Annotated in this window: 11 protein-coding genes and 1 pseudogene; 9 read left to right on the top strand and 3 right to left on the bottom strand. The window is 55.3% G+C overall.

What is annotated here, in order from left to right; all coding sequences use genetic code 11:
• Positions 1 to 120, top strand: a pseudogene (locus tag EFD56_RS30965) (IS256 family transposase); the annotation flags it as partial.
• Between the two features lie 464 nt (positions 121 to 584).
• Here EFD56_RS30965 and EFD56_RS30960 read toward each other — a convergent pair.
• On the bottom strand, positions 585 to 1,352 hold the full coding sequence (locus EFD56_RS30960) for an SDR family oxidoreductase (protein WP_037145488.1): 768 nt from the start codon (positions 1,350 to 1,352) through the stop codon (positions 585 to 587).
• A 134-nt stretch (positions 1,353 to 1,486) separates the two neighbouring features.
• On the opposite strand from EFD56_RS30960, the gene EFD56_RS30955 reads away from it, so the two are divergent.
• The 8 genes from EFD56_RS30955 (at position 1,487) to EFD56_RS30920 (ending at position 8,832) form a co-directional block, all read left to right on the top strand.
• Entirely contained in the window at positions 1,487 to 1,996 is a 510-nt protein-coding gene (locus EFD56_RS30955; RefSeq protein WP_008534378.1) for a flavin reductase family protein, read from the top strand.
• 72 nt (positions 1,997 to 2,068) lie between these two features.
• Positions 2,069 to 2,476 (top strand): carboxymuconolactone decarboxylase family protein, encoded by a 408-nt coding sequence (locus EFD56_RS30950; protein WP_008534380.1) that lies wholly within the window; start codon positions 2,069 to 2,071, stop codon positions 2,474 to 2,476.
• A gap of 60 nt (positions 2,477 to 2,536) precedes the next feature.
• Complete coding sequence (locus EFD56_RS30945; protein WP_011053356.1) at positions 2,537 to 3,658, top strand: LLM class flavin-dependent oxidoreductase; 1,122 nt, start codon at positions 2,537 to 2,539, stop codon at positions 3,656 to 3,658.
• Between the two features lie 123 nt (positions 3,659 to 3,781).
• Positions 3,782 to 4,951 (top strand): ABC transporter substrate-binding protein, encoded by a 1,170-nt coding sequence (locus EFD56_RS30940; RefSeq protein WP_037145486.1) that lies wholly within the window; start codon positions 3,782 to 3,784, stop codon positions 4,949 to 4,951.
• Entirely contained in the window at positions 4,951 to 6,246 is a 1,296-nt protein-coding gene (locus EFD56_RS30935; RefSeq protein WP_425376314.1) for an LL-diaminopimelate aminotransferase, read from the top strand. The genes EFD56_RS30940 and EFD56_RS30935 overlap by 1 nt, the downstream gene beginning before the upstream one ends.
• Positions 6,247 to 6,257: 11 nt before the next feature.
• Positions 6,258 to 6,656 (top strand): GFA family protein, encoded by a 399-nt coding sequence (locus EFD56_RS30930; protein WP_008534386.1) that lies wholly within the window; start codon positions 6,258 to 6,260, stop codon positions 6,654 to 6,656.
• Positions 6,657 to 7,016: 360 nt separating this feature from the next.
• The gene (locus EFD56_RS30925; RefSeq protein WP_004671524.1) at positions 7,017 to 7,535 is read left to right on the top strand and encodes an NAD(P)H-dependent oxidoreductase; all 519 of its coding nucleotides are present in this window, start codon (positions 7,017 to 7,019) and stop codon (positions 7,533 to 7,535) included.
• A gap of 16 nt (positions 7,536 to 7,551) precedes the next feature.
• Positions 7,552 to 8,832, top strand: coding sequence for a bifunctional 3,4-dihydroxy-2-butanone-4-phosphate synthase/GTP cyclohydrolase II (locus tag EFD56_RS30920; RefSeq protein WP_037145498.1), 1,281 nt, complete (start codon positions 7,552 to 7,554; stop codon positions 8,830 to 8,832).
• Between the two features lie 236 nt (positions 8,833 to 9,068).
• On the opposite strand, the gene EFD56_RS30915 is transcribed toward EFD56_RS30920, so the two are convergent.
• Both EFD56_RS30915 and EFD56_RS30910 read right to left on the bottom strand, forming a co-directional pair.
• Positions 9,069 to 10,175, bottom strand: a complete 1,107-nt coding sequence (locus tag EFD56_RS30915) for an NAD(P)-dependent alcohol dehydrogenase (protein ID WP_037145482.1) — start codon at positions 10,173 to 10,175, stop codon at positions 9,069 to 9,071.
• 362 nt (positions 10,176 to 10,537) lie between these two features.
• Positions 10,538 to 11,167 (bottom strand): 2,3-bisphosphoglycerate-dependent phosphoglycerate mutase, encoded by a 630-nt coding sequence (locus EFD56_RS30910; RefSeq protein WP_008534389.1) that lies wholly within the window; start codon positions 11,165 to 11,167, stop codon positions 10,538 to 10,540.
• Positions 11,168 to 11,394: the final 227 nt, after the last annotated feature.

The following is an 11,394-nucleotide window of genomic DNA, read 5'->3' as shown; positions in this document are numbered from 1 at the left end:
GTCCGTCTCGTCGGTGCATTGCTGCTCGAACAGAATGATGAATGGGCCGTTCAACGCGCCAGGTATATGACGCTTGAGACCATGGCCCAAATGAGCGATGATCCCCAAATCAGCCTGCCCCGCTGTGGGACGCTGATATTCCCTTCCGACCCATGTCGGGAAAGCACGGCCATCAGCCGCGACCTACACCACCTCCCGGGACACGATCGTATCACCTTGTATTCCGGACTAAACTTATGCCGACAGCGTTGCGATAGAGGGCATTCGGAACCAGCATGCGGCTATTCCGGAAGGTCGGCATTCGCATGACATCATCTGACCGACATCGTGGGGTTATTCGACAAAAATTGCGAAATGTCCTTGATCCAGTTTCCGCTGTTAGATCTAGTTGTCGCCGGCAGTCCTTCTCCTTCTCTATCATATTTGCTGGAGCGTGCCGCAAGTCCGACAAGAGCTGCGCCTAGGCCAACAGCTCTGTGCTGTCATTGACGGGTTGCGAACACGTCAATGATCAACGAGGCTGGAGCCTTATACCCGGTGTTCCTGCCTCAAATGTAAGGGCATGACGAGTGCCGCCCTTTCCTTCACTTGACCAGGTGGTTTCCGATCGAGGAGCCGCCATCGACCGTCAGAATGCTACCGGTCGCGAACCTCGAACGATCGGAAGCAAGAAAAAGCATTGCTTCAGCAATCTCTTCAGCTGTCCCCATCCGATCCATGACGGCACGGGCGTTGAAATCGCTGCGAAGCTTCGCGGGGTCCTTCGCTTCGGCGAAGATTTTCGTGAAGTAAGGAGAGTCGATTGTCCCTGGAGCGACCGCGTTGACACGAATTCCCTCTTTCGCATGATCCATGGCCATCGCGCGCGTCAGCGAAGATATTGCTCCTTTCGATGCTACGTAGGCAGTCCTGTCCGCGATTGCTGAGGTTGCGGTGTAGGAAGTCGTATTGATGATCGAACCTCCGCCGTTCCGTCGCATAACAGGAATGACGTACTTTGAGCAAAGGAAGATCCCTTTGACGTTTACGGACATAATCCGGTCCCAAGTTTCTTCAGGAATGGTCACCACATTCCCCGTCGTTCCGAACCCGGCATTATTGACGAGCACGTCGACCCGGCCCCACTTTGCGGTCGTCTTCTCAACCATGCTTTCCGCGTCCTTGGCGGACGAGACGTCGATGCGAACACCGAAAGCCTTCGAGCCGATCTCGTTCGCCACACGAATCGCGGCGTCTTCATTGACATCAGCAACAACCACATAGGCGCCGTTCTTTGCGAAAAGCTCGGCGGTCGCACGACCAATGCCGCTGCCGCCCCCTGTGACGATACAAACCCTTTGATCCAGATCCATCGACCATCTCCTCATTTTTGGGTGCCTTAGAAGACATTTTAGCAGACAATCTGTCAATTGTGAAAATCCGGTTGACAGATTGTCTGCTGATCTGTTTATCTAGACTCGATCGAATTTGGCCGTGGGAGGACAATATGGCCGATACCAGCACTGAGGCGCAGTTGGCTTTTAAGGCAGCTATGCGTCGGTTCACATCAACCATCTGCTTGATCACGACCGAACTCAACGGGGTCCGTCATGGCATGGCCGCCACCGCGGTCCAGTCGGTTACCGCGGACCCACCAACTGTTCTTGTCTGCATCAACCAATCGGCTTCGGTGAATCAGCCTTTGAAGATCTCCGGGAAGTTCGCCGTGAACATGCTGCATCTGTCACATGCCGATCTTGTGCCGCTGTTCAGTGGGCAATTGAAGGGTGAAGAGCGCTTTCATTACGGCGAGTGGCTGTCTCTCGACGGCATGCCGGTCCTGTCCGATGCGCAGGCGGCGTTTGTCTGCAAGCTAAAAGATGTCGTTCACGTTGGAACGCATGATGTTGTGCTCGGAGAAGTGCTCGAAGCACGGTTCATCGAGTCAATCGCGCCGCTTCTCTACGAAAACGGTCAACTCGTCAGGTCGTCGTCCATCAGTGGATCGGCCGCATAGTAGGTGGCTTTAACCACCAATCACATCACTCATCGAAAGCCCAAGGGCGGCAAGGAGAAAAGCGTGAGCAATATGGCACCCGCAAGAGAAATTCATGGACGTGAAGTCACAGAGCGCTTCGAGCGCGGACTAAAGACCCGGCGCGAAGTCTTGGGGGGGGCCTATGTTGATGCGTCGGTCAGCAAAGCCACCGACTTCAATTGGCCAATGCAAACCCTCGTCACGGAATACTGCTGGGACGCGATTTGGAATCGGCCGGGCCTGGAGCGCAAGCAGCGCAGCATCCTCAATCTCGGGATGATTTCGGCCCTCAATCGTCCGCATGAGCTGAAACTGCATGTTCGCGGAGCAATCAACAACGGTCTTACCAAAGAGGAAATTCGGGAGGTTTTCCTCCAGGTTTCGATTTACTGCGGTGTTCCTGCGGCCATCGACAGCTTCCGCGTGGCAGCGGAAGTTTTCGACGAGATGGGCATCTAGTTATTCAACGCATTTGAGTGGGCTGAGCATCATCCGTTGCCAGCCCGAGGAGGGACTACAGTGACCGCACAAGACGATTTCCGCGCTGCCGGAAACCCAATGTTCAATGATAACAAGCTCAAGCTCGGCGTATTTGGCACGAATTGCTCGAATGCATGCGCGATTACGCTCGCTGAGACAACGTTCGAACCTACCTTCGACCACAACGTCGAGATTGCAAAGAAGCTTGAGGCAGCCGGTTGGGAATGCATGGTGCCGATTGCACGCTGGCGTGGTTTTGGCGGTCCTTCAAACTTCAATGGCGTGAACATGGATACGTTCACCTGGGCGGCCGCTCTCGCGGCGGTCACCACGAAGCTCCAGTTCTTCTCAACGACTCACATTCCGACGCTAAACCCGATTGTTGCAACCAAGATGGCGACAACAATCGATCACATCTCGAAGGGTCGATACGGCCTCAATCTCGTTACCGGCTGGTTCACTCCCGAAATGGAAATGTTCGGAGTTCCTATGATGGAGCACGACACCCGCTATGAATACGCCACCGAATGGATGGATATCGTCGAGACGCTCTGGAAACGCAATGGCGTTACCTTCGAAGGCGAGTTCCTCAAAGTCAAAGACGCCTTCAGTGAACCCAAACCCTACAACAAGGCGGGTCGCCCGCTCCTGATCTGCGCCGGCGCCTCGGGCAAGGGACTGCATTTCACCGCCAAGTTCTGCGACTTCAACTTCGGCTTCATGCAAGACATGGAATCCGGCGCTGCCTGGGTCAAAAAGGTGAAGGATCTGGCGCGTACTGAATATAACCGTGATCTCGGCACATTCACAGCTTGCCCCGTTATCGTTCGCGAAACGGAGAAGGAAGCAAAGGAATACTACGACTACTACGTCAACCAGAAGGGTGACTGGGAGGCATGCGAGAACATCTGTGAAGTTCTGCAGGTGCAATCTCAAAACCATTCTGCCGAAATGTATCAAAAATTCAAGGAACGCTTTGTCGCTGGCTGGGGTGGATACCCGATCGTCGGCAATCCAGAACAAGTCGCCGACAAGCTCGTGGATCTCAGCAATACAGGCGTCAACGGCGCCTTGCTGACAATGGTCGATTACAACGAGGAACTTCCCTTCTTTAACGACCGTGTCATGCCGCTGCTCAAGCAAGCCGGTCTGCGCAACTGAACCAGTCCTCGGGACGGCGATTGCCGTCCCGACACGAACTCTGCCAGATTCTGGCAGGATTTTCGCGGCTGGCGGCCAAAGGGGCCGGCGGTTGAGCGGAACCACAAGGGGAGGAGGCCCTGAATGCTGAAGAAAATCGTTGCAGCGCTTTTTACGCTGTCGAGCCTTTATCACATGAACGGCGTGGCGAAGGCTGACGGCCTCGATTCGTTGCCGCCGGACCAAAAGGCGCTTTACGAGAATATCGATCCCGCCATTCCGCTCGGGGGGACGGTGTACAAGGATTTTGTTCCAAAACGTCCACCGCCGTGGAAAATTGGTTATGCATCCACATATGCCGGTAATACCTGGCGCGCGAACATCCTGGACGAATTCACCAACGTATTGCTTCCGAAATATAAGGACGCAGGCCTAGTCTCCGATCTTATCGTCACGCAGTCTGACCTCAAAGACGCTGTCCAAATCCAGCAGATGCGGCAGATGGTTGACGACGGTGTTGATGCGATCGTCATTTGCTGCTCGAACATTACCGCACTTAACAAGACCATAGAGTATGCTCATTCGAAAGGCGTGCCAGTCTTCTCAGTCTCGGGCTATGTCACATCACCCTACGCAATCAATGCCACAGAGAATAACACCGACGGTGGCTACAAGGCTGCTGAATGGCTTGCCAAGGAAATCGGTGAAAAAGGCAACGTCCTGATGGTATCGGGCATCCCCGGTTTCGCATCATCGGACAGCTTCGACATCGGCGCGAAGAACGCGTTCGATAAATTCCCCGGTATCAAAATTGTAGGCACGATAGCTGGCAAATGGACCGACCAGGTCGCCCAGGTTGAGGTTCAGAAGTTTCTTGCCACCAATCTTGCTGAGGTTAATGGCATTCTCGTTCAGTCCGCTTCAGAAAACGGTGTCGTGAACGCAGTACAGCAATCCGGCCGCGACATGATGCCTATCGTGCTCGGGGGTGAGGCTTCCGCAGCCTGCTACTGGCGTAAGAACCCTGATTTCATAAGCAAGAGCTTCCATTTCTGGCCGCCGCGGTCTGATGCCCGCCTTGTGTGGGACGTCATGATGCGAACGCTCGAAGGCCAGGGACCAAAGATCCAGTCGATTCTTCGTCCTGCGCTTCCTTACACCATTGATGACGTGAAGGAAGTGCTGAAGGAAGATTGCGATCCCAATTCTACGGATTGGATCGAGCCGAAGAACAACGGCTGGTGGCCTGCAGACGTCGCTGCAAACTACTTCGAACGTCCTGAAGATCCGTTAGCTTGGCGGCCGAAGAAGTAATGAATGTTCTCCGGAAGGAGACCTCCCAGCCTCCCGCGTCGGTTTCTATAATCGGCGCGGGAGGTATCTGCGATTTGATTGGAAATAGTGTGCTGGACTTTCACAGAATTCAACGTTTGCCGCCTTATGTTTTCGAACAGGTCAACCGTTTGAAAGCAAGCGCGCGAGCGGGCGGCGCCGATATCATCGACCTCGGCATGGGAAACCCTGACCTTCCGACTCCCCAGTCGATCGTCGACAAGCTGTGCGAGGTCGTGCAGGATCCGCGCACCCACCGTTATTCCTCCTCCAAGGGCATTCCGGGGCTGCGCCGCGCCCAGGCCGCCTATTATGCCCGCCGATTCGGCGTCAAGCTCAACCCGGATACCCAGGTGGTCGCCACCTTGGGCTCCAAGGAAGGCTTCGCCAACATGGCGCAGGCGATCACCGCGCCCGGCGACGTGATCCTCTGCCCGAAGCCGACCTATCCGATCCACGCCTTCGGTTTCCTGATGGCGGGCGGCGTGATCCGCTCGATGTCGGTGGAACCCGATGAGAGCTTTTTCCCGCCGCTGGAGCGGGCGGTCCGGCATTCGATCCCGAAGCCGTTGGCGCTGATCCTCAACTATCCGTCGAACCCGACGGCCCTCGTCGCGACGCTCGAATTCTATAAGGACGTCGTCGCCTTCGCCAAGAAGCATGACATCATCGTGCTTTCCGACCTTGCCTATTCCGAGATCTACTTCGACGGCGCTCCGCCGCCATCGGTTCTCGAAGTGCCTGGTGCAATGGATGTGACCGTCGAATTCACCTCGATGTCGAAGACCTTTTCCATGCCCGGCTGGCGCATGGGCTTTGCCGTCGGCAATGAGCGGCTGATCGCGGCGCTCACCCGCGTCAAGTCCTATCTCGACTACGGCGCCTTCACGCCGATCCAGGTGGCCGCGACCCATGCGCTGAACGGCGACGGTTCCGACATTGCGGAGGTTCGCAACGTCTACAAGCGTCGCCGCGACGTCATGGTCGAAAGCTTCGGCAAGGCCGGCTTCGAGGTGCCGCCGCCGGCTGCCACCATGTTCGCCTGGGCGAAGATCCCCGAAAAGTTCCGTCACCTCGGTTCGCTGGAGTTTTCCAAGCTGCTGGTCGAGAAGGCCGACGTCGCCGTTGCACCGGGTATCGGCTTCGGCGAAATGGGCGACGACTACGTCCGTCTGGCGCTCGTCGAGAACGAACACCGCATCCGCCAGGCTGCGCGCAACATCAAACGCTGGCTTAGCGGCGACGAGAAATTTGAAATCAACGTAATGAATCAGTGAAAGGATACCCGATGCCAATCTTCGGATCATGCCAATGCAAAGCGGTTACGTACCAGGTTCAGGAAATTGATGGACCCATGTGGAATTGCTTCTGTCAAACATGCCGGAAGTCACACGCCGCTGATCACAATACCGCTGCGAAGGTGAAAAGCGAGCACTTCAAGATCCTTACAGGCCAAGATACGCTTCATAGCTTCGAATCGACGCCTGGAAAGCTGCGGTGGTTTTGTTCGGTATGTGGCTCGCACGTTTATGCGGAGCGGCCGGCCAGCCCGGAGCTCAAAGTCGTTAGAGCCGGCACGTTCGATACCGATCCTGGAAGTGTGCCGATGTCAAACGTATGGGTATCGCATGCGAAACCTTGGCTCGCCCATGATCCATCGAAGGCAAGCTCACCAGAGTTCCCGTAAGTGACCGGGATACTACCTGTCGTAACTGAGGTGGAGCCACGGGGACCGTATATCAAGCGGCAACGCCTCATTCCGTGTCCAGGAGGTTCTAACGCAAACGTGCTGGGTCGGTAAAAGCGGCAGGGGTTGCAGACAATAGGTTCGCTTGCACGGCGAGCCCACCCATTGAGAGAATAAAGTCGTACGAGACAGAAGACTTCTGCGACGCAATCCAGCCTTCGAGGTTCGGAAATTACGGGTTGTGAGGGCTCAGGACACCGCAGGACTATTTTTGCCCCCACGGGTCCTCAACGACCTCCATTGCGGTGTGAGTGAAAATTGTAAGATTGTCTTATGCGAGAATGTTGGGAGTCCTGTGACATGAAAGTTGTTGTAATAACGGGGAATTTATCGCGCCCCTCGAAAACCCGGGCCGTAGCAGACTTCATGGTGGATCGGGTGCGCGCGTCCGGCAACGAAGCAAGCTGCTGGGACCTTGTCGACCTTCATCCGCACCTTGGGGCAACAGTGTTGCCCTCCAGCGCCGCTGAGATTGTTAAAGCGGCACTCAACGATATTTTGGCTAGTGACGTGCTAGTTGTTGGTAGTCCGGTCTACAAAGCATCTTACACTGGGTTGCTGAAGCATTTATTCGACCTTGTCGACATGAAAGCGCTTAAGGGCCGCTATGTGATCCCTTTTGCAACCGGTAAAGCATCGAGTCACAAGCCGCTCGTCGAAGCCTCGATGGAAGCCTTATTCGACTTTTTCGAAGCGCAAATACATAGCCGTTTCATTTTCGCTCTCGATGAAGATTTTCAGAATGATGCTCTTTCTGAGAACCTGCGCGCGCTTGTCGACAGAGAGCTCGATGCCGCGCGTCGCGCCGTCAGCCCATAATAAGGAGGAGGATTCCATGTCTTTTTCGAGCATAGATGAGGCGATCGAGGCGATCGAAGCGGGCGAGATGGTTATCGTGGTCGACGACGAAAACCGGGAGAATGAAGGCGACCTAGTCGTTGCTGCCGAAAAAATAACAGCTGAGCACATCGCTTTCATGATGAAATATGCGAGAGGCCTTATCTGCGTGCCACTTCCAGCCGAACGTCTCGACAAACTCGAGATCCCCCTGATGGTCACACGTAATTCGGACTCACTGCAGACGGCATTTACCGTTTCCGTCGATTGCAAACACGGCACAACGACAGGGATTTCAGCCGAAGATCGAGCAGCAACCGTCAAGTCGCTCATCGATCCGCAGACGCGGCCGGAAGACCTATCGCGACCGGGTCACATTTTTCCTTTGCGTGCAAATCGTCTCGGTGTCCTGGGCCGTCCTGGCCACACCGAAGCTGCCGTGGATCTTGCACGACTGGCCGGCCTGGCGCCGGCTGGCGTAATCTGCGAGATCGCCAATGACGACGGAACCATGTCTCGACTGCCAGATCTCGAGAAGTTCGCAATCGAACATGGCCTGCACATAGTAACGATCGACGCTTTGATTGAGTACTGCAGGAGTCGTGATACGAGGGTAAAGCGTTACGCGCAGTCCTTTATGCCAACGCGGTTTGGGGATTTCAAGGCAATTGCTTATCGCGATAGTTTGACGGGAACGGAACACTTAGCTTTGACACTTGGCGAGTTGTGCGAGAAGGAAGACGTTCTGGTACGGGTGCATTCTGAATGTCTGACAGGTGAGGCGTTCCGGTCCATGCGATGCGACTGCGGTCAACAACTCGAAATGGCTCTTCGGGCGGTCCAGTTAGCGGGCGCTGGTTGCGTGATCTACATGCGTGGGCAAGAGGGGCGTGGCATTGGCTTAGGAAACAAAATCGCGGCTTACAGCCTGCAGGATCATGGTCGTGATACTCTTGAGGCAAATCGGGAACTCGGCTTCGCATCTGATTCCCGCGAATATAACGCAGCGGCGGATATCATCCGCGACCTCGGTATCGGCAGCGTTCGGCTTCTGACCAACAATCCTACAAAAATAGAGGCGCTGCGAACGTCAGGCGTCATCGTGTCGTCTCGCCAGAGTCTGATCGCCGCATCTAGCGCGTCCAACATCACTTATCTTAAGACAAAGCGCGATCGGTTTGGCCACCTGTTGGACCAGGACACGTCAGCTGAACACGTCGGCCGGAACAACGTCTTTTCAGTGTTTGGCGCGCAGGTGTTCTCTGGACCCCTTGGGTAACGGAGCCGCCCTCGCCACCTACCTGCCGGTGATTGTAGGGGGCCGCCTTTGACCGGCAGAGTCCTAGAGCTTTTGCGTGGGCCCTGCCAGCACATCATTCGTGCAGGCGTATCGGAGTGATGTGGCCCGCGATTGCATCGAAAGCAGCGTTCGACCATATCTCGTCTTGAGCACGGCTGTTCCGACGGATCGCATTTAATCGCGGTCCGTCTTGTCTTTCGAAAAGTCTCGCAAAACTAATGCTTCATGCGAAGGATCGGCTTAATGACTTTGCCGCTCTCCGAATCAGCCATCGCCTCGTTGATCTGGTCGAGGTCATAGAACTGAACCAGTTTGTCGAACGGGAAAAGTCCCTGCTGCCAATACTCGATCAACTGCGGGACGAACTCGGACGGAATGCTTTGTCCTTCGACAACGCCGATCAATGTGCGGCCGAAAAGGAAGTTCCCGATATCGATCGTGCCTTCAGTGCCGAGAGCGGACGAGCCAACGAGACCGCATGTTCCCGGCGTACCAAGGCAGTCGACTGCCTGACGGAAAACTCGCGGTGAACTCGTGCATTCCAAGCTGAAATCAACGCCTGCGGGGACGATCTTCCTGATCGCGGCAACGCTGTCCAATTTGCGGGCATTTATCGTGTGCGTCGCCCCGAGTTCGCGCGAAAGTTCCAGCCGTTCATCGTTCAAGTCGATCACGATGATGGTCGCGCATCCGGCGATTTTCGCGGCCATCGTAGCCGCCATGCCAACCGCACCAGCACCGAACACTGCTATTGACGAGCCGGGCTTCGGCTTGAGGCAATTCAGTACCGCGCCAGCACCGGTCTGAAGCCCGCACCCGAGCGGTCCGATCAACTCGAGTGGAACATCCTTTGCAACCTTCACGGCGTTTCGTTCGCTGGCGATGGCGTAGGTTGCAAATGACGACTGCTCGAAGAAGCAGCCACTAATCTGTTTCCCGTGAGAATCATGGATCGGGCAGGTGCCATCCGGACGAGTGCCGCGGAAATTGCGACCGAAGAAGTCCTCGCAGTAGAAAGGTGTACCGGAAAGGCACTTTTCGCACTTGCCGCAATAGGCGTAGCTCAAAGCAACGTGATCACCGGGCACAAGATCTTTAACTGCGCTCCCGACGGCCTCGACGACGCCAGAGCCTTCGTGTCCCAACACAACAGGTTGAGGTACGTCATATCCCTGGTCCCTGACCACCAGGTCGGTATGACATACCCCCGATGCGACGATGCGGACCAAAATCTCATCTGCACGAGGTTCCTCAATCCCTATGCACTCCAAGATCAAGGGCTTCGCCTTTTCGCGCGAGACCGCCGCATATGCCTGCTTCATGTAACTGTTCCTCCAAGGCTCACAACGCAATTCGCGCGAACGTACTCATCGTCAGACAATCAGTCAATAATTACTCTATTAAATTAGATCAGTTCAACCGGAGCAGGGCTGCATTTTTGCAAAGTCACGAGTGAACGCTGATTTGAAGTGATCAAAGGGTTCCGATGCATGTTCGAAAGGGAGCATGCGTCTTGTCCCGCTTTGGGCTGAAAGATCGGCAGACGAAAATTTAGTAGCAACGTGTGAGGCGAGCCGAATGGCGTCGCTTGCCGACGTCGAGCCGGTTCTGAAGGCTTTCGACAGCTTCGAGACAGGTATTGCCAAGTTCAACCGACTACAAACGATGCTACTGCCAGCCAGGCTTAACAGACAGTACCAACCAGGACGTTAGTCTTCTCGATGATCGAGAGGTCCGACGCAATCCGGTATACAGTTGGCGCGGCGGTCGGTGACTCAATAGCGAGCGTATCCTGGATCGTGAGGCGTTCGATGCCCTGCTTTAGTGACCTGATCGTATTCCCGTGGGCCACCACAAGAACCGATTTCCCTCTCAACAAGGGGGGGAACACTTCGCTTATCAAAAAGGGCAGAACCCTCGCGCTTATGTCCCGTATGCTTTCTCCCCCAGGTGGTGGAGTGCTGTACGAGCGGCGCCAAACCTGGACAACATCCTGGCCCCACCGCTCACGTGCCACGTTCTTGTTGATGCCGGTGAGCTGTCCGTAGTCGCGTTCGTTCAACTCGGTTCTCCTGATTGGCTCCAGCAGATCGCCGTTGGTTTCGTTCAAAATCGCTCTGCAAGTGTCGACTGTGCGCAAGAGGGCAGAGCTAAACGCAATATCGAACGAGATGCCGAGGTTCGCGAGCAGTGAGCCGGCTCGCCTGCTCTCAGACCAGCCCTCCTGTGTGAGCGGAACGTCGCTCGTACCCGTGAACTCCCCGCGCGCGTTCCCTTCGCTTTGGCCATGCCGGACAATCACCAGAGTGGACATTCATAACCCTCCCATCGATTTAGCGAACACGAATATTGTCGCACTATCGGACAATCCGTCAAGTGCGACTATGTGCAAGTGAAAACAAAACGATGTCGAAAAAACAAACGTCGAAGTTTATATTTATTGACAGATTGTCTGATAGCTCATACCAATGCACTCCGCCGTATTGAGGAGAGTCCGGCACGGCTTGGGAAGGCAAGGCTCTCGCCTTAACAGACAATGCC

Source organism: Rhizobium phaseoli (assembly GCF_003985125.1).
Classification (GTDB): Bacteria; Pseudomonadota; Alphaproteobacteria; order Rhizobiales; family Rhizobiaceae; genus Rhizobium; species Rhizobium phaseoli.
The sequence above is the reverse complement of the archived record's forward strand: the minus strand, read 5'-3'. Positions and strand labels throughout refer to the sequence as shown.